19 protein-coding genes and 1 pseudogene are annotated in these 16,142 nt (G+C 70.0%); 6 read left to right on the top strand and 14 right to left on the bottom strand.

Annotated features, from left to right (window positions below):
- Nucleotide 1: 1 nt before the first annotated feature.
- The 6 genes from OIU81_RS31445 to OIU81_RS31420 all read right to left on the bottom strand — a co-directional run bounded on the left by OIU81_RS31445 (nucleotide 2) and on the right by OIU81_RS31420 (nucleotide 4,453).
- On the bottom strand, nucleotides 2–280 hold the full coding sequence (locus OIU81_RS31445; protein WP_329153263.1) for a MoaD/ThiS family protein: 279 nt from the start codon (nucleotides 278–280) through the stop codon (nucleotides 2–4).
- Nucleotides 271–1,023, bottom strand: coding sequence for an HAD family hydrolase (locus OIU81_RS31440; RefSeq protein WP_329153262.1), 753 nt, complete (start codon nucleotides 1,021–1,023; stop codon nucleotides 271–273). Before OIU81_RS31440 ends, OIU81_RS31445 begins: the two co-directional genes overlap by 10 nt.
- A gap of 20 nt (nucleotides 1,024–1,043) precedes the next feature.
- A complete protein-coding gene (locus tag OIU81_RS31435) occupies nucleotides 1,044–1,811 on the bottom strand; it encodes a HisA/HisF-related TIM barrel protein (protein ID WP_329153261.1) in 768 nt (255 codons plus the stop codon).
- A 600-nt stretch (nucleotides 1,812–2,411) separates the two neighbouring features.
- Nucleotides 2,412–2,867: a class F sortase gene (locus OIU81_RS31430; protein WP_329153259.1), complete on the bottom strand. Its 456-nt coding sequence runs from the start codon at nucleotides 2,865–2,867 to the stop codon at nucleotides 2,412–2,414.
- Nucleotides 2,868–3,106: 239 nt separating this feature from the next.
- Nucleotides 3,107–3,943: a hypothetical protein gene (locus tag OIU81_RS31425; protein WP_329153257.1), complete on the bottom strand. Its 837-nt coding sequence runs from the start codon at nucleotides 3,941–3,943 to the stop codon at nucleotides 3,107–3,109.
- A gap of 237 nt (nucleotides 3,944–4,180) precedes the next feature.
- Complete coding sequence (locus OIU81_RS31420) at nucleotides 4,181–4,453, bottom strand: DUF3761 domain-containing protein (protein WP_329153255.1); 273 nt, start codon at nucleotides 4,451–4,453, stop codon at nucleotides 4,181–4,183.
- A gap of 327 nt (nucleotides 4,454–4,780) precedes the next feature.
- Here OIU81_RS31420 and OIU81_RS31415 point away from each other — a divergent pair, with 327 nt between their 5' ends.
- The 3 genes and pseudogenes from OIU81_RS31415 to OIU81_RS31405 all read left to right on the top strand — a co-directional run bounded on the left by OIU81_RS31415 (nucleotide 4,781) and on the right by OIU81_RS31405 (nucleotide 6,612).
- Entirely contained in the window at nucleotides 4,781–5,320 is a 540-nt protein-coding gene (locus OIU81_RS31415) for a hypothetical protein (RefSeq protein ID WP_329153253.1), read from the top strand.
- Nucleotides 5,321–5,365: 45 nt separating this feature from the next.
- Nucleotides 5,366–5,908, top strand: coding sequence for a kinase (locus tag OIU81_RS31410; protein WP_329153251.1), 543 nt, complete (start codon nucleotides 5,366–5,368; stop codon nucleotides 5,906–5,908).
- A 186-nt stretch (nucleotides 5,909–6,094) separates the two neighbouring features.
- Nucleotides 6,095–6,612 (top strand): annotated as a pseudogene (locus OIU81_RS31405) (DUF2470 domain-containing protein).
- 17 nt (nucleotides 6,613–6,629) lie between these two features.
- On the opposite strand, the gene OIU81_RS31400 reads toward OIU81_RS31405, so the two are convergent.
- The 5 genes from OIU81_RS31400 to OIU81_RS31380 form a co-directional block, all read right to left on the bottom strand.
- The gene (locus OIU81_RS31400; protein ID WP_329153249.1) at nucleotides 6,630–7,760 is read right to left on the bottom strand and encodes a DUF4331 family protein; all 1,131 of its coding nucleotides are present in this window, start codon (nucleotides 7,758–7,760) and stop codon (nucleotides 6,630–6,632) included.
- A gap of 119 nt (nucleotides 7,761–7,879) precedes the next feature.
- On the bottom strand, nucleotides 7,880–9,106 hold the full coding sequence (locus tag OIU81_RS31395; protein WP_329153247.1) for a cytochrome P450: 1,227 nt from the start codon (nucleotides 9,104–9,106) through the stop codon (nucleotides 7,880–7,882).
- A gap of 165 nt (nucleotides 9,107–9,271) precedes the next feature.
- Nucleotides 9,272–10,117 (bottom strand): DUF4097 family beta strand repeat-containing protein, encoded by an 846-nt coding sequence (locus tag OIU81_RS31390; RefSeq protein WP_329153245.1) that lies wholly within the window; start codon nucleotides 10,115–10,117, stop codon nucleotides 9,272–9,274.
- Nucleotides 10,118–10,199: 82 nt separating this feature from the next.
- Nucleotides 10,200–10,718: a toxin-antitoxin system HicB family antitoxin gene (locus OIU81_RS31385; RefSeq protein ID WP_329153244.1), complete on the bottom strand. Its 519-nt coding sequence runs from the start codon at nucleotides 10,716–10,718 to the stop codon at nucleotides 10,200–10,202.
- 301 nt (nucleotides 10,719–11,019) lie between these two features.
- Nucleotides 11,020–11,667: a TetR/AcrR family transcriptional regulator gene (locus tag OIU81_RS31380; RefSeq protein ID WP_329153242.1), complete on the bottom strand. Its 648-nt coding sequence runs from the start codon at nucleotides 11,665–11,667 to the stop codon at nucleotides 11,020–11,022.
- A gap of 145 nt (nucleotides 11,668–11,812) precedes the next feature.
- Between OIU81_RS31380 and OIU81_RS31375 the strand changes: the two genes are divergently transcribed.
- Nucleotides 11,813–12,442: an MSMEG_1061 family FMN-dependent PPOX-type flavoprotein gene (locus OIU81_RS31375; RefSeq protein WP_329153241.1), complete on the top strand. Its 630-nt coding sequence runs from the start codon at nucleotides 11,813–11,815 to the stop codon at nucleotides 12,440–12,442.
- 44 nt (nucleotides 12,443–12,486) lie between these two features.
- Nucleotides 12,487–13,395, top strand: coding sequence for a PDR/VanB family oxidoreductase (locus OIU81_RS31370; protein WP_329153239.1), 909 nt, complete (start codon nucleotides 12,487–12,489; stop codon nucleotides 13,393–13,395).
- 314 nt (nucleotides 13,396–13,709) lie between these two features.
- Here the strand turns inward: OIU81_RS31370 and OIU81_RS31365 are convergent, their stop codons facing one another.
- Nucleotides 13,710–13,901: a CsbD family protein gene (locus tag OIU81_RS31365; protein WP_329153237.1), complete on the bottom strand. Its 192-nt coding sequence runs from the start codon at nucleotides 13,899–13,901 to the stop codon at nucleotides 13,710–13,712.
- A 383-nt stretch (nucleotides 13,902–14,284) separates the two neighbouring features.
- Between OIU81_RS31365 and OIU81_RS31360 the strand changes: the two genes are divergently transcribed.
- Nucleotides 14,285–14,827: a hypothetical protein gene (locus OIU81_RS31360; RefSeq protein ID WP_329153236.1), complete on the top strand. Its 543-nt coding sequence runs from the start codon at nucleotides 14,285–14,287 to the stop codon at nucleotides 14,825–14,827.
- 31 nt (nucleotides 14,828–14,858) lie between these two features.
- Here OIU81_RS31360 and OIU81_RS31355 read toward each other — a convergent pair whose 3' ends face one another.
- Both OIU81_RS31355 and OIU81_RS31350 read right to left on the bottom strand, forming a co-directional pair.
- Nucleotides 14,859–15,356 (bottom strand): NUDIX hydrolase, encoded by a 498-nt coding sequence (locus OIU81_RS31355; protein WP_329153235.1) that lies wholly within the window; start codon nucleotides 15,354–15,356, stop codon nucleotides 14,859–14,861.
- A gap of 77 nt (nucleotides 15,357–15,433) precedes the next feature.
- Nucleotides 15,434–16,051 carry a hypothetical protein gene (locus OIU81_RS31350; RefSeq protein ID WP_329153233.1) on the bottom strand — a complete coding sequence of 206 codons (618 nt, stop codon included), beginning with the start codon at nucleotides 16,049–16,051 and terminating at the stop codon, nucleotides 15,434–15,436.
- Nucleotides 16,052–16,142 lie beyond the last annotated feature (91 nt).

The raw sequence follows: 16,142 nt of genomic DNA, 5'->3' as shown, positions 1-16,142 counted from the left end.
GTCAACAGCCTCCGGCGACGGCGGGAATGACGGTGATGCTCGATCCGTCCGGGGTGGCCGTCCGCAGGCTGTCGGCCGCGCGGATGTCCTCGTCCTCCACGTAGACGTTGATGAAGCGGCGCAGCTTCCCGTCGTCGTCCAGGATGCGTGCGCAGATTCCCGGGAAGTCGCCCTCGAGCGCGGTGAACGCCTCGCCGACGGTACCGGTGTTCAGCGACACCTCCGTCGCGCCGGCCGTGTAGGAGCGCAGGACCGTGGGAATCCGGACTGTCACCGGCATGGTGAGCCCCCTTCTGTGTGGGTTGCCGTGGTCGGGGTCACCGGCCGGTGCCCCGCGGTGGAGCCGATGTGCAGGTCCTCCTGGTCCGCCACGTTGAGCACCGCGCCGGTCGCCTGCCGGCGGAACGACACCGCCTCGAAGCCCGGGACGGTATGGCGGGCCCCGCTCGCGCGCAGCGGCGCCGGGTCGAGCCGGCTGACCGCGACACAGGTGGCGCCGGCCGCGGTGGCCGCACGCACCCCGCCGGAGGTGTCCTCGAAGACCAGGCAGACGGCGGGCGGGATGCCCAGGCGGCGGGCAGCCAGCAGATAGCAGTCCGGCGCGGGCTTGCCGCGGGCGGATTCACCCCAGGTCACGGTGGTGCCGAAGAGTCCCGCCAGCCCGAGCGTCCGCAGCGCGCGGTCCGCTCGGGCGGCCGAGGCCCCGGTGACGAGGGCGAGCGGGACACCCGCACCGGCCAGGTCGTGCACCAACTCGGAGGCATGGGGAACCGGCGTGAACGCAAGGCCGGGCTCGGACTCACGCACCCGGGTCAAGACCTTCGCCCGGTCGGGCGGCGCGAGCGGGGCGAACACGGTCTCGACGGTGTGCTCGGGGACGCAGCCGTAGACATGGGCCGCGAAGTCCCGTTCGCTGATGGTCAGTCCGTATTCCGAGGCCAGCTGGTTCCACAGGTCGGCGATGGCTTGGTCCGTATCGACCAGGACGCCGTCCATGTCGAACAGCACGCCAGAAAACTGCACGGTGATACCTCCGTTGTGCCTTACTTGTCGAGCGGGCCGACGAGGCCCTGGTCGGCCGCGAGACGCCCGGCCTCCACCGCCAGCCGCATCGACTCCGCGAGCTTGGTGGGTGAAGGAGCCTGCGCCACGGCGGTGTTGACCAGTACGGCGTCGGCACCGAGCTCCATCGCGCGGACGACCTGGGCGGGAGTGCCCAGACCACCCTCCAGGACCACCGGTATGGAGACGGCAGCCATGGTCTCCCGCACCGCCCGCTCGTCCACCACACCACGGGCACTGGCCACGGGCGAACACATGATGCGGACGGCGGCACAGCCGGCCTTCTCCAGCGCGACGGCCGTGGCCGGGTCGGGAAGGATGAACGGCAGGACGTCGAAGCCCTCCGCGATCAGCTCCGCTGCCGCCGTGATGGTCTGCGCGTTGTGCGGCAGGTTGTCCGAGGGGCGTACATCGAGCTTCATGATGTCGATGCCGTAGGAGTCCCGCAGCCGGCGCGCGGTGAGCAGCGCGTCCTGCTGGGAGCGGGCGAAGGACGTGGTGCCGATCCACACGTAGTCATCGAGCCCGACGGCCTCGTCCAGGTCCGACATCAGCAGGCTGGGCTTGGTCTGCTCCAGGTCGAAGGTGGTGATGAAGACATCACAGGCCGCGCTGCGCAGGACCTCGCTGACGAGGGTGGGGTCGGTGTACTGCTCAATGCCGAGGATGAGCCGGGACCGGAATGCGCGACCGCGGAGAGAGAGCCAGGGCTCAGCGGTAACAGCAGTGCCCAGGGCAGCCGTTGACATAAGTTCTCCTTTGAGTATGCGAAAGAGCGGCGACAGGGATCGAGTGGACTCAGTGGCACCGAACGTTTTTTCCGCCCATGAATGCGTCCCGCCATACCGCGTCTGCCGAACTCTCCACTCGTCGAGTTGATGTCCGCGGTGTGAATCGACGGACGGATCTTGGGACCCGCCACTCCCAACTGTCAACTGTAAAAAGCGAGTTAAGGGAACCGTTCAGTCCGTTCCGGGTCCGCCCGCGCCCCTGTGACCTGCGCTGCCTCCGGGACGGACCGGCGTATCAGGCACCGCCGAAGGTCTCACCGCAGGCACCGTCCCCAAAAATTCCGGGATCCGGTGACTCCGATCAATACCCTGACCTGGGATTCAACTTCTGTTCACACCCTGCCGCCCGGAGAACCGTGAAGACGACCCCCCGACATTGACCAAGAGGGCATCCCAATTGGCTGAATCTCTCTGCTGAATGCCAGGACGGCAATGACTGAACGAAAGATTCCGGACAAGCCGCGAATACTGCCCCGCTTCGACGTTCAGGGGAGACGGCGGCCCGGTCACCCTCGGCTGAGGGCGCCGGGCCGCCGGCCGTTCGCTCGCCGGTCGCGGCTACGCGCTGCCCGTGAGGCTGGCGAACACCACCAGGTTGTCGGGGTAGTAGTGCTTGCCCTGGTCGTACTGGCCGCCGCAGGTGATCAGGCGGAGACCGGCGTGATCGAGGTTCTTGTACACCTCGAGCGTCGGGAACTTGTTCTTCGGGTACTGGGCGACGCGGTCGACGGTGAACTTCGCCGTGCTCCCGTCCTGCCGGGTGACCTCGATCGCGTCACCGGCCTTCATCTTCGACAGCGCGTGGAACACCGCCGGCTTGCCGTTCCAGGTGACATGTCCGGCGATCACGGCCGGCCCCTGCGAGCCGGGCGTCGGCCCCGGCTCGTACCAGCCCGCCTTGTCGGGGTCCCGGGGGGTCTGCATGGCGCCGTTCTTGTGCTGGCCCAGCGACTCCAGTGAGGAGGAGAGCTGGAGCGCGGGGATGGAGAGCCGTTCCGGAGCCGACTTGGGCATCGCGGCCGCGGGCTTCCCGCTTGCGTCTCCCCCGGGCGCACCATCGTGGGACGCCTGACCGCCGCCCGGAGCCGGCTGTTCCACGGGGGCCGACCGTGGCGGCGCGTCCTGCCCGCCGCACCCGGCGACGAGCACGGATGCCACTGCCGCGGCGATCACACACGCGGTGGCACGGCGGCCCCGGCGGCCGGCGGTGCGCACGCTGTCCTCACTCCGGCGGCTCACACGACTCACGCGGCTCACGCGGCGCCCCCGTTGCTCCCGCTCCGCACGGTCCGCCCGGTGAAGAGCACGCCCCGGCGCCGTCGCACGAAGGCCAGCACCCCGGTCAACGCCACGAAAGCGACTCCCCCGGCACCGAGCACCGCGGCCGGCACCCCCTTCTCCTCGGCGGGCCCGGTCCCGGTCTCGACACCGCCGACCGGAATGGATCCCACCGCAGCGCCCCTGACCTCACCGCAGTTGGTCGGGGCGGTGGCCTCCTGGGGCAGCTTGGGATCGAGTTCGCTCTTGCCCGCGCCCTGGAAGTCGTACTTGTTGTTGTGGTTGCGGTCGATGCCGTGCTGCACGATGTGCAGATCCTTGATGTGGTCGATCACCGCCTGGGAGACGGGGATCGTGCGCTCGTAGGAGAGTTTCCCCTGTGCGTCGGCCGTGGGCATGCGGTCGACGGCGAGGCCGCTGCCCATGGCGTCCGTGGGCCCCTTGGTGGTGAGCGAGATGTTGATGTTGCCGTAGTCGACCGTGGCTTCGGTGTTGGTGAGGACTCCGTCGCGGTTGGTGTCGGCGCTCGCGTCCGGGCAGTGGAAGTCATGGCCGTCGGTGGAGCCGTGGAGGTGCTGGGCGGAGGGCTGTCCGGGTACGTGCCCCTCGGACTCGATCTTCACGGTCAGCTGGTTGCCCTTGAGGCTGAGCATCGCCGTGCCCTTGGAGCCGGAGTTGTTCAGCGGCGACAGGTTGATCTGGTACGCGCCGTTGCCCTCGGCGACGGCCGGGGACGAGGCACCCGCGGTGAGGGCCAGGGCGGCGGGCAGAGCAACGAGTACGGCGAGTCGGCTGGTGCGCTTGGCTATCACGTTCGTTCCTTTTCCGGCGGCCTCCGCGGAGGAGGGGGGACCGCGCGTCGTCCGGGTTCGAAGCAACACCTCAGCGAGGCATCAGCCGTGATTCGGAGCCACAACCCCCATGGATGGGTGGCGGGTTGAAAAACTTTTGCGCCGCCCACCGCGCCCTCCCCCGCACGCGCCGATGCCCCACCCGGCGATGTCGGGTGGGGCATCGGCATGCCGAGGCCACAAGGGCCCCGGGTCGGCCTACTTGAACCAGTACCTCACGCCGTGGTGGTGGCTGCAGGTACCGGAGAAGTGACGGCTGTAGGACCAGGTGCCGTCCTTGCATTTGGCCATGACGCCCGCGGGGTGCTTGATGTGAGTGCCACAGGTCCCGGTGGTGTGGTGGGCGCAGTGGACGGTGGCGGCTTGAGCGGTGCCGGCGCTGAAGGTGACCGGCGCGATCACCGCGGTGGCGAATGCGGCGGCGGCGATGGCGCTGCGGATACGCCGTGCCGGACGAGTGCGGTTGAGCAAGGTGCCCCCCTGGTGGTTCTGGCTGGAGCTTGAGTTTGGCGCGGGGACGTTCCACATGTGTGGGAAAACTGACCGTTGTGATGGATATGTGACCTTCGGGCGCAAAAGGTCATCGTGGGCACATTGCCTGACCGTGTCGCGGACGCGGGACTCCACGGGTGCGGGCCCGGCCCGGACGATCAGCCGGACAGCCGAACAGCCGAACAGCTGGAGCGTCTGCGTGAGCGGAGACCATTTCGTCGAACACCACACACCCAGAAGGGAGTTCACGCTAAATTTCCCTCACTCAAGCACGAGCGGTTCCGCTTCTGCCGCAAGGAGACACCTATGCGTTACTTCGACGGCACGCCGGCGGAGATCGCCGAATTCCTTCGTCTGACCGGGACGGCCGAGCACGATGCCCAGGAGCCGGACGTGTTCGCAGCTGAGGAAGCGGACGTGGGTACGGTCGCCCAGTCGCCGGACGGCCCGCAGTGGCTGGAGATCGAGCGGCACGTCAACGGCCGCGGCCGGGACGCCGACACGACCCGACGCGTACTCGGCTACCTCCGGCAGGTCTTGGACCTGAACGTCGAGATCGCCACCGGGACTTCGATCCGCACCAAGGACGGCCTCACCGACTACGTCATGGTCCGCGACGCGGGCAAGCGGCGGTTCGGGGCGGTCACTTACGTGGGGGCGACCAACGGCGGGCTGACCCTCCGCCTGACCGAGAACGATGTCGCAGACGTGGTGGACCACCACATCGGCATCCGGGACGTACGCCCCGACCACAAATACGTCGTCACCTGCCCGCTGAAGGACGACGAGGCCATCGCCCTGGCCCTCAAGCTCACCGAGCGGGCGCTCGCCAAAGTGCGCTCCTGACCGCCGCCGGTGATGCGCACCGGCCCGATGGGTGACGTGACTCCGATGACGACGGCGGCTTCCCGGACACGACTCGTGGTGCTGCGCGGCAACAGCGCCTCCGGCAAGAGCTCCGTCGCCGCCGGGCTGCGCGAGCGGTACGGGCGCGGTATCGCCCTGGTCGGTCAGGACAATCTCCGTCGCGTGGTCCTGCGCGAGCACGACGTCCCCGGCGGCGCGAACATCGGCTTGATCGATCTGACCGTGCGGCACGCCATGGATCACGGCTTCCATGTCGTACTGGAAGGCATCTTGTCCGTCGCGCACTACGGGGACATGCTCGCCGCGCTCTTCGCCGACCATTCAGGCCGCACCCATGGTTTCTCCCTGGACGTACCTTTCGAGGAGACCCTGGCCCGGCATGCCACCAAGCCGATCGCCGGCACGGTCGGCGAGACGGAGCTGCGCTCGTGGTACCGGCCGCTCGACCTGCTGCCCGGCGGCGTCGAGACGGTCATCCCCGCGACCAGCTCCCTGGCCGGGACGATCGACCAGGTGATGCGCCGGTCCGGTCTCGCCGAGCTTGCCGGGCCGCAACTCGGCGACTGAACCTCCCGGCGGGCGCCCCTGGCCGTGGAGCAATCGCGCCCGGCACCGGCCGCGCGTGGCACAGCCGCGTGCACCGGCCACATCTTCCGCACTCGCGTGCCGGCTACCCGAACCCCATCTCGTGAGTTAGGTTAGGCATACCTAAGTAGACCGCTTGGTGTCTCCCTACCCGCGCCTGGAGCCCGGATGCGTCCTTTCAGCAACCGCGCCGCCACCCCGACTGCCGCCGAACGCGTCCGGTCGATCCTGGCTGCCGCCCATTCCATGACCGTGGTGAGCGACGGGCAGCACACCGAAGTACACCGCCTCGACGGCACGGGGGCGATGGGCCACTTCCACCTGCATGCACCGTTCGAGGGCACCGAGGCCCCGACGGGGACGCGCGTCCCGGTCCGCTTGGAGCTCACCGACATCGCCCCCCACACCCGTACGCGACCGCTTGCGTGCCCGCGTCACGGTGACCGGACTGCCCCCTGCTGCTGCGCCTGGTCCATCCCCAGCCGGACAGCGGCATGCTGCGCGCCCTCCCGGTGGCGATGGACCGTTACGGCGTGACCCTGCGTCTCGAGTACCCGCACACCCACCACGACGTCCGGCTGCCGTTCCACACACCCCTGACCGACATCGAGCAGGCCGGCGCCCAGATCCACGCCCTCCTGGCCACGGCACGCCGTATCTCCCACACCGGCCACCTGCTGACCTGATCCGCCGGGCAGCGCACTCAGTTCCCCTTGGGGTGCGGAGTGCCGAGGTAGGGAAACTCGTTCAGCAGGTCGGTGTGCGGCGCGAGCCCGGTGGGCGGAATGTCACCCGCCGAGAGGAAGGCGAGCCGGTAGTTGATGACGTCATCGGTGAAGACGCGCCCGTTGGGGTATTGCGCGGGCTTCGAGGGATCGAAGACCAGCATGTCGGGCAGGATGCGGTCGGCGTCGATCGCCGCGATCGCCGCTTCTCGCGTGTAGTTGCCGGTGTGCCCCATGAGGTGGACGAACAGATCGGTCCAGCGCTCACGGTCGTTCACCGGCTCACTGGCGTTGTACTCCTCCTTTGTCTCGTCGGTGTTGAAGAAGCTGCTGACGGAAGGGTGACCCGCACGGTCGGCATGGACGAGCCGGCCGTCCTTCCGCACACTGCAACGGCCCCAGATGCGGATCTCGGGGTCGGCACGGAGCTCACTCGTCGGCACTTCCACCACCGTCGAGAACACATTGGCTTCCGTGTTCGAGTCCACGCCGGTCCATGGCGACTCGCCACCGAGATGAGGCGCCGTGAAGTTCCTGCCGCCGTTGGTGTCGAAGAGGTTCTTGATCCCGTCGAAGTCGAAGAAGAAGGCGTCGCTACGACTACCGGCGAAGAATGTGTAGGGGCCGGCGGTGACACGGTTCGCCTGGGTGCCGAACGACACCTCGGCGTCGGTGACGACCTTCTCTCCGACAGCTTCGGCCGAGCGGGCCTCCTCGCCCTTCGCGAGGAACACACTGAATGTCTGACGGCCGTCCCGCGGGGGCGAAAAGACATAGCTGATCGCGATGTTGGCGAGGCAGTCGCCGTCATTGTCGATGTTGAGGCGATAGATGGCGTCGGGGTGCAAAGCATCGGCATTCGGGTTCGCGTTGAGGATGAGTACCGTCCTCGCCGGGTCCGCCGGGGACGGAAACGCGTAGAGGTCACAGAGGTCGAGCCTTTGGTCCCCGAGCGGTGCGCCAAGGCTGAGACCGGTGAAGTGATTCGACATCCTGCATGTCCTTTCGCTGAGGCTGGGCCATCCGCCAGGCGGTGCCGGGATCTGACGCCGGGGAACGCGGGTATGCGTTCTCCGCGCAGAGGGACTGCCCCTCACGATCTGAGACATTTGAGCATGAACGCCGCCATATCGGTCGGATTCCGGGCTCGCTTGGCCGGCCTCGTTCAGCTGCGGAAACCGCCGGCCGGCTGACACCTTCCCGGGGCGTCGCACCACCGCCTCCTGCCTTACCGGGCCGTGTCCGTCCAGGTGACCGGCAGTTCGTGGACGCCGTAGATATTCATGTCGGTCCTGAGTTTCACCTCGTCGGCGGGGAGGGAGAGCCTGAGGGTCGGGAGGCGACGCAGGAGTCCGTCGAAACCGGCGCGCATCTCGATGCGGGCCAGTTGCTGGCCGAGGCATTGGTGGATGCCGTGGCCGAAGGACAGGTGACCGCGGGCCTTGCGGTGGATGTCCAGGGTGTCGGGGTGGTCGAAGCGCAGGGGGTCGCGGTTGGCGGCCAGCAGGGAGACAACGACCGTCGATCCCTTACGGATTGTTTCCCCGCCGAGTTCGATGTCCTCCGTGGCGTAGCGATAGAGGACATCGACGACGGACAGGTAGCGCATGAGTTCCTCGACGGCGCCGGGCAGCAGATCCGGATCGGCACGCAATTCGGCCAGCTGCTCGGGGTGCTCCAGGAGCGCGAAGGTGCCCAGTGCCAGCATGTTGGCGGTGGTCTCGTGGCCCGCGAGCAACAGCAGGAAGGCGCTGCCGGTCAGCTCCTCGATGGTGAGGTCGTCATGGCGGGCCAGGTCGGAGAGTATGTCGTCGCCGGGGGTGGCGCGTTTGCGCGTGACCAGTTCGGACAGGTACGTGGTCAGTGCGATGTATGCGGCCATCTTCTCGTCGAGCGGCTGGTCCTTGACCAGGAACTTGGCGGAGTTGACCTGGAAATTCTCCCGGTCCGCGTAGGGAACACCGAGCAGTTCGCAGATCACCAGCGAGGGGACCGGCAGCGCGAACTCCTTGACCAGGTCGACCGGCGGGGAAAGGCGCGCCATTTCGTCCAGTTGCCGCTCGGTGATGTCGACGATGCGCTCCTCGAGCATTTTCATGCGTCTGACGGTGAAGGCGCCGGTGAGTCTGCGCCGCAACCGGCCGTGGTCCGGCGGGTCCATGGCGATGAACATGCCCGGTATCTGCGGGGCCGGTTCGGTACTGACGGGCATGCCGGGGACCTCGTACGGCACGTGCAGAACGCCGATGTCCTGGCGGGAGCTGAACCGGGTGTCGGCCATGAGCTGGCGGACCGCTTCGTAGCCGGTGACGAGCCAGCCCTCGTGGCCGTCGGGGAACACCATGGGACTGACGGGGCGAGCCTCGCGCAGCCGGGTGATGCGGCGGGGCGGGTCGAAGGGGCCCGCATCGCGCTCCATCGGAAGGCCGTGCGGGAGGGGAACCGGCTGAGTCATGGGTTTCCTTTCGTGGCGGTGGTGGCGACCGGACGGCGGCGGGCGACCGAAGGCGCGAAGTGGCGTGGGCATGACAGATGAGCTCGTGGAGCCCTCCCGCTCGAAGGCTGAAGCAGCGGGAGGCTGGGGTGAGTTGCGGATGCCGTGCTGGACGCGCGGGGGTGCTCAGGACTTGGCGCGGAGGATGTCGATGTTGCCGTACCGGGTACGGGCGCGGACCTCGACGGTGTCCTCGGCCTTCTCCGGGGTCTCGGAGGCGGCGAGCGCGTTGCGCACCTGCCCGGCACCCGAGCTGACGTCCAGCCAGGCGGCCGTGCCGGCGCGGATGCCGACCTCGATGGCGCCGTGGGAGGTCTCCAACTGGACGGTTCCGCGGACCACTTCGGCCACGCGCAGGGTGCCGTTCGCGGTGGTCGCGGCGACCGAGCCCTCGGCGCGCACGATGTCGATGTCGCCGTTGGCGCCGCTCACCCGCAGCTCCCCGGTCGCGGCGCCGACGGTCGTGGTGCCGTGCGAGTTCTTCAGGACCGCGGGTCCGTCGACGAGGCCGACGCGCAGGCTGCCGGAGCTGGTGGTGATCTCGGCCTTGCCCTCGATGCGGTCCACGGTGATCGAGCCGTGCGACGCGGTGAGGTGCAGCGGCCCGGTCGTGTCCAGGCGTACATCGCCCGAGGAGGTCTTCACCCGGACCTCGCCGAGCCGGCCCTCGCCGAGCACCTGGGCCCAGGCGCCGGTCATGTCGACGCGCGAGCCGGTGGGCAGGTCGACCGTCACGTCCACGGTGCCGGTGCGCCCGAGCAGATAGCGCTGCTTGGGCGTCCGGACGGTCAGGACGCCACTCGCGTACGTCACCTCGGTCTGCTCGGCGGCCCGCACGTCCACATCCCGCTGCGGGTCGCGGGGCCGCACCTCGACGACGGTGTCGGGGCGATCGCCCGCGATGAAGTGGAGGGAACCGGCGTACACATGGGCGGTGGTGGAAATCGGTCCGGGAGTGTCGAAAGTAGGCATGGCTGTCCCGTCCTCTTGGGTCTCGCGGTCGTCCCCGCTGGTGGGACGTGGTGTGGGTGAAGTGGGGCGGGCGCGGGCGCGGCTAGCGCACCCAGCCCGTGAAGTTCTGTCCGACGGTGTGGGTCTTCTCCGTCGTACGTGGCCGCGTGCCGCCGTCGACCGCGGCCGAGACGGCGCGCACCAGCCACGCGTTGACCGACAGGCCCTCGCGGTTCGCGGCCTCCTCGGCGCGCGCCTTGAGGTGGGCCGGCAGGCGCAGATTGACGCGGGCGATACCACCGTCGTCGCCGTCCGTGGGGGGCGGCGCCGCGAGCGGTTCGGCGGGTGCGGCCGCCACCTCCGGGGGGCCGCTGTCACCGGGCGGCAGCGTCACCACGAAGTCGGGGTCCAGCCCGCGCAGCCGTACGTCGACGGAGCCCGGGGCGAGCTCGCGGGTGATCTCGTCCATCGCGGCGGAGAGCACATTGAGCATGGTCAGACGGGTCGCCGACTCCAGAGGAGTGGTGAGCCGCTCGGCCAGCTCGCGGGCATCGTCCCCGCCGGCTTCGGCGGCCACCGCGAGTTCGCGACGGAGGGTGTCGACATACGGAGTGAGGTCCATGACGTCATCATGGCATCACCATGGCACCATGTGCAAGCCCGGCCGACATCCCCGGCCGGGTCCGGCCCGAGGAAAGCCTCTCTGAGCTGGTGAAACGCGAGGGTGGCGACCTGAGTCATCGCGGCACCATGCGTGCTCATTTCTCCTTTGGTGGCGCGGAATGGCGCCGGATGGCGCCGGACGGCGCCGCGTGACACCGGATGGCACCAAGCCGCGTCATCCGCCCCCCACCTCGCACCGCAAGGCAAGAAGGTCGACCAGGTCCTGCCGAACCGCCGCGTCACGACGGAGCCGCCGCAGCCTACGGGGCTACGGTTCCCTGCCCCTGCGGTCCGCCTGTGAGGTACCGGGTGAGCATGGCGACCAGCTCGTTCTCCAGGCGGGCGGGATCGAGAGGGTCGGGCGCCGCGACGAGTTGGTGGACCAGCAGTTCGACCGTGGAGACGACGAGCCGCGCGGCGATATGCACATCGTCGACCCGGCTCTGCGGATGGTTCTCGATCAGCTCGCGGACATAGGCGGTCCGTGCCTGCTGGTACCGGGACGTCTTCGCCAGCAACTCCGGGGAACGGGGCGCCTGTTCGATCATGACGCGGAGGAGCTGCGGGTCGTCCAGGTGGTTCTCGATCGAGAGGCGCACATAACCACGGACGACCTCTTCGAGGGGGCGGGGCGGCCCCCCGTCCTGTTGGCGCGCGGTGGCGGCCATTCCCGCGTCCAGATGCCGGGTCAGCAGCTCCACCAGGATCGCGTCCTTGTTCGGGTAGTACTGGTACAGCGAGCCGATGGAGATCTGTGCCCGCTCGGCGATCCGGTTGGTGGTCCCGGCGGCATAGCCGTACTCCGCGAAAACGTGAGCAGCGGCCGCGAGAATCCGCTGCCGGGTGAGCTCCGCACGAGCCTGACGGGGCTGTTTACGTGGCTGGAGTCCACCTCGTCCCGACGTCATGGCACCTCCTTGGCAGCGCTGCGAATGCGAGTAGCGCGAGACCTGAGTAATTGCTCACAATAGTGGCATGACCTGCGACGGAACGGTACGTCGTGCTCCCCTGCGCGGTCGCCTGCCCGTCCCCCCCGATCCGGAAGGAGCCCCCGTGAACCAGACCGGCACACGCCCCCGGCGGGTCTCGCCCGCCGATGTCCGTGCCCGGCTCGGCGAGCCCGAGGAGATGATCAAAGCCAAGATCCTCGACCGTATGGACGAGCACTTCCACCGCTTCATCGCCCACTCCCCCTTCCTGACGATGGCCACGGCGGACGCGGCGGGCCGCGCCGACTGCTCGCCCCGCGGCGACTACCCGGGGTTCGTGAAAGTCCTGGACGCGCACACGCTCGCCATCCCGGACCGGCCCGGCAACAAGATCGCCGACTCCTTCCGCAACCTCGCCGAGAACGACGGGATAGGGCTGGTCTTCCTGATCCCCGGGCTGCCCGAGATGCTTCGCGTCAACGGCCGCGCCTACCCCACCGACGAGCCCGACGTGCTCGCCCGGATGCGGACCGAGGCGCGCGAGCCGGAGCTCGCCCTCATCGTGGACGTCGCCGAGGCGTACTTCCACTGCGGACGCGCGCTCCTGCGCTCCCGACTGTGGGACCCCGCGAGCCAGGCCCTCGCCGATGAGATCCCGTCGCCCGGCGAGATGGTCTCGTCCCAGCTCGGCCTCGACATCTCCCCGGCCGCCATCGACGTCGCCCTCGAAGGGGCCTACCGCACGCTCTACTGACCGCAACGACCCGGCCTGCCCCGGGACTTCCCCTAGGACTTTCCATGCAGCAAACCGTCGTCGACCGCATCGACCCGATCACTGAAGACACCGTCGCCCTGCTCCTGCGCGGCACCTCAGGGCCGCTCGCGCCCTGGGAGCCCGGAGCCCACATCGACCTGGCGCTGCCGAACTGGCTCACCCGGCAGTACTCGCTGTGCGGCGACCCGGCCGACCGGGAGTCCTACCGCGTCGCCGTACGCCACGAACGACTCAGCCGGGGCGGCTCGGAATACGTCCACCGGTTCCTGCGCCGGGGCCGCACCCTCGAGGTGTCCCTCCCCCGCAACCACTTCCCGCTCGTCCCCGCGCCCGCCTACCTCTTCCTCGCGGGCGGCATCGGCATCACGGCCGTCCTGCCGATGCTGCGCGCGGCGGCCGGGGCGGGCGTCCCGGCCTCTCTCGTGTACGTGGGGCGCACGGCCGCGACCATGCCGTTCGCCGACGAACTGCGGGACGCCTACGGCGAGCGGGTCCGGATCGTCGCCACCCGGGAGCAGGGCAGGCCGGACCTCGCGGCCCTGGCAGCGGGGCCGGCCCCCGGCACGCTGGTCTACTGCTGCGGCCCCGCCTCGATGCTCGCCGCGGCAAAGGCCGCGTTCCCGGCCGAACGGCTGCGCGCGGAACGGTTCCGCCCGGCGCCCAGGACGTTCGGCCCTGACACGGAGTTCGAGGCGATGTGCGCGCGGTCGGCGCGTACGGTCCAGGTGACGGCCGACGAGACGCTGCTCGACGCCCTGGCGCACGCCGGGCACCCCCTCCCGTCGGGATGCCGTGAAGGCGTCTGCGGAAGCTGTGAACTCACCGTCCTCGACGGCGAACCCGAGCACCGCGACGACATCGGCGCCCGGGAGGGCCGGATGTACGCCTGCGTCTCCCGCGCCCTGTCCCCGCGCCTTGTCCTGGACCTCTGACGAGACGAGCACCGCATTGACGGCCCCCTCCGTGCCCATCACACGTGCCGTTCCGGGGCAGATGCCGCGCCACCACGTTGACGTGTGACGGAGCGACACTCTTGGCGCGGCGCGGGAAGCCCAGAGCCGCGACCTTGTGGCCGTGGAGACGGACGCGACCCCCGGGACGGTGGCCGCGGACGCCACGCAAGGTGGGGCGTCGTCGGCCGTACCGTCCACGGGGGCCTGGAATACCTGATGTACGGCGGGGGCGTGGCGGGCCGGTGACGGCTCCGGGAGACGGGCCAGTGGGTCCGCCACGCCCCCGCCGGGCGTCAGGAGCGCTTGCCCTTGAGGGAGTCCTTCATCCCCTGGGCGTTCTCGCGGGCATCGCCCATCGCGCTCTTGGCCCGGCCCTTGGCCTCGTCCGTGCGGCCTTCGGCCTTCATGCGCTCGTCGCCCATGACCTTGCCGGCCTTCTGCTTGGCCTTGCCCTTCATCTTGTCCATGGCACCTTTGTCACCCATGTCGAACTCCTTCGTGCGGAGGGGGAAAGCTTCGCCACCACGCTGCCGCAGGTCGCACCGGCGCGCACCCGGAGGCGGCTGCCGGAGGGAACCCCCGTGCGGCCACGGTCCGTTCCGGGGGTCGCGCTACGCATCGGTATCCCGTGCGACAGCGGCGGAGCGCCGGTGCGGCGGCAGCCCGAGCCGGCTCTCCAGGGCCCGTTCGGGCGTCTGCCGGTCGGGGCCCGGTGGCAGCCCGGTGGCAGCCCGGTGGCGGGCCCTGCGCCGTGCCGCTTGTGTGTGTCACCCGATCGGTCGTCCCGGTTCGCCGGGCCCGTCCCGGCCCCCTAGCGTCGTACGACGCAGCGTGCCGTCTGCGCACCGCCGCCACAAGGGAGTCCGACATGCGGAGGGTCCTCACCGTGCCGACCGTGCTGCTCGCCCTTGCCGCGGCGGGCTGCGGGGACGGCGGCGGCGAGACGACGACCGCGGCGTCGTCCGCCACGGGCAGCGGTCCGGGGGGCCGCGGCTCGGCGTCCCCGACCGTCCCGGGACAGCCGGTGGACTGCGGCGAGCTCGCCGACGCGCTGGGTCCCGAAGGCGATGTCACGCTCTTCGCGGATGCCGCGGCCGGTGGCACGGTGGGCTGCACGGAGGCCCGCACGGTGATGTCCGAGTTCTTCCTGCGGGCTCCGCGCGAGGCCGAGGACGACCGGGGCACCCTCGCCGTACGGGGCTGGCTCTGTCAGTACGAGAGCGGCCCCACGGGCACCTGGATCACGACCTGCCGCAAGGACAAGCGGGAGATGCACACGGAGGAGCCGTCCAGCGGGCACAGCGACCCCGGCCCGTCCGAGCAGCCCGGCGAACCGGACGGCTCGCAGCTGCCCACCCTCCCCGATGAGCCCTCCGACCCGATGGAGGGGCCGTCGACGGAGGAGCTGTAGGCGTGCGCCGGGCCGGGCCCACCGGGTGCCTTCAGGCCGGCGGAGTCCCCGGCTCCTCCCCCATCCCCTGGAACCACGTCGGCCCCGGCTCCAGCGCCCGCTTGATGCGGGTCAGCGCGTACTCCTTGAGCTCCGGCAGGGCGTCGACCGCGAACCAGCCCACCTCCAGCGACTCGTCGTCGTTGACCCTGGCCTCGCCGCCGATCGCCCGGCAGCGCAGCGTGACGTCCATGAACTGGCAGACGTCCCCGTTGGGGTAGTGGGTGGGCGGCATGGTCTCGATGAGGACCACGTCCTCGGGGACGACCCGCACCGCGGTCTCCTCGTAGACCTCGCGCACCGCGGTCTCGGCCGGCTGCTCGCCGGGCTCGGGGATGCCGCCGATCACCGACCAGCCGCCGGTGTCGACCCGCTTGCCCAGCAGGACGCGGCCCCGGTCGTCGAAGACCACCGCGCTCACCCCGGGCAGCCACAGCAGCTGGCGGCCGATGGAGGTCCGCAGGTCACGGATGAATTCGGGAGTTGCCATCCTCCGACCCTACGGGAGATCTTCCGGAGGCTCCCGGCGTGCGGTGCGCTGGCCGCCGCCGCCCGCCCGTGCCGCGCTCAGGCGCCCGCCGGGGTCCCCTTGCGCGGGCGGAGCCGCCCGCGGATCACCCGCACGGCGACCTCCGCGTCATCGACGGTGATGGTGAAGGTCCGCCCGTCGCCGAGCCGCAGGATCACGCCCTCGCCGCGGCGGACGACCACGGCCGTCCCCTGTTCGGGGCGCCAGCGGTAGCCCCAGCCGCCCCAGTGGCGGGGCGTGACCTGCGGGGTGAAATCGGCGCCGACGACGGTTTCCAGGGGGATCCGGCGGCGCGGCACCCCTATATGCCCGCACCGCACCTCCAGATACTCCTTGTCGACGCGTACCGCGACATGGACGAAGGCGAGCGTGCCGAAGAGCACCAACAGGCCGGCCGCGACACAGCCGACCACCGACATCACCAGGGGCGCCAGGCCCGAGGTCCAGTTGCTGTCGACGGCGAGTTCGATGCCCAGGGCCAGACAGGCGGCGCCGATCGCGGCCAGCAGCCACTGGATGCGGTTGGTGGCACTGCCGTGCCAGACCTCGGGGAGCTCCGCGTGGGAGCCGCCGGCGGGGCGCGCCGGGCTGTCGGCGCCGTCGGTGGGGCCCTGGCTGTCGGGGGCGGCTGCCCCCTCGTGGGGGTGGTCCCTCATGAGACGCAGCGTACGCGTCTTTGCACCCTGGGGCAGCGCGTCGGACGCGTCCTTCACGCCCCGGGTCGCGGCGCGCGCGGCGTCGTGGCCG

Source organism: Streptomyces sp. NBC_01454 (assembly GCF_036227565.1).
Classification (GTDB): Bacteria; Actinomycetota; Actinomycetes; order Streptomycetales; family Streptomycetaceae; genus Streptomyces.
The sequence above is the reverse complement of the archived record's forward strand: the minus strand, read 5'-3'. Positions and strand labels throughout refer to the sequence as shown.

Excerpts from the sequence above, each read along its gene's own strand:
- OIU81_RS31445 (WP_329153263.1), bottom strand. The coding sequence starts at position 280 with ATGCCGGTGACAGTCCGGATTCCCACGGTCCTGCGCTCCTACACGGCC.
- OIU81_RS31435 (WP_329153261.1), bottom strand. The coding sequence starts at position 1,811 with ATGTCAACGGCTGCCCTGGGCACTGCTGTTACCGCTGAGCCCTGGCTC.
- OIU81_RS31430 (WP_329153259.1), bottom strand. The coding sequence starts at position 2,867 with ATGCCCAAGTCGGCTCCGGAACGGCTCTCCATCCCCGCGCTCCAGCTC.
- OIU81_RS31415 (WP_329153253.1), top strand. The coding sequence starts at position 4,781 with ATGCGTTACTTCGACGGCACGCCGGCGGAGATCGCCGAATTCCTTCGT.
- OIU81_RS31410 (WP_329153251.1), top strand. The coding sequence starts at position 5,366 with ATGACGACGGCGGCTTCCCGGACACGACTCGTGGTGCTGCGCGGCAAC.
- OIU81_RS31400 (WP_329153249.1), bottom strand. The coding sequence starts at position 7,760 with ATGTCTCAGATCGTGAGGGGCAGTCCCTCTGCGCGGAGAACGCATACC.
- OIU81_RS31395 (WP_329153247.1), bottom strand. The coding sequence starts at position 9,106 with ATGACTCAGCCGGTTCCCCTCCCGCACGGCCTTCCGATGGAGCGCGAT.
- OIU81_RS31390 (WP_329153245.1), bottom strand. The coding sequence starts at position 10,117 with ATGCCTACTTTCGACACTCCCGGACCGATTTCCACCACCGCCCATGTG.
- OIU81_RS31385 (WP_329153244.1), bottom strand. The coding sequence starts at position 10,718 with ATGGACCTCACTCCGTATGTCGACACCCTCCGTCGCGAACTCGCGGTG.
- OIU81_RS31380 (WP_329153242.1), bottom strand. The coding sequence starts at position 11,667 with ATGACGTCGGGACGAGGTGGACTCCAGCCACGTAAACAGCCCCGTCAG.
- OIU81_RS31370 (WP_329153239.1), top strand. The coding sequence starts at position 12,487 with ATGCAGCAAACCGTCGTCGACCGCATCGACCCGATCACTGAAGACACC.
- OIU81_RS31365 (WP_329153237.1), bottom strand. The coding sequence starts at position 13,901 with ATGGGTGACAAAGGTGCCATGGACAAGATGAAGGGCAAGGCCAAGCAG.
- OIU81_RS31360 (WP_329153236.1), top strand. The coding sequence starts at position 14,285 with ATGCGGAGGGTCCTCACCGTGCCGACCGTGCTGCTCGCCCTTGCCGCG.
- OIU81_RS31355 (WP_329153235.1), bottom strand. The coding sequence starts at position 15,356 with ATGGCAACTCCCGAATTCATCCGTGACCTGCGGACCTCCATCGGCCGC.
- OIU81_RS31350 (WP_329153233.1), bottom strand. The coding sequence starts at position 16,051 with ATGAGGGACCACCCCCACGAGGGGGCAGCCGCCCCCGACAGCCAGGGC.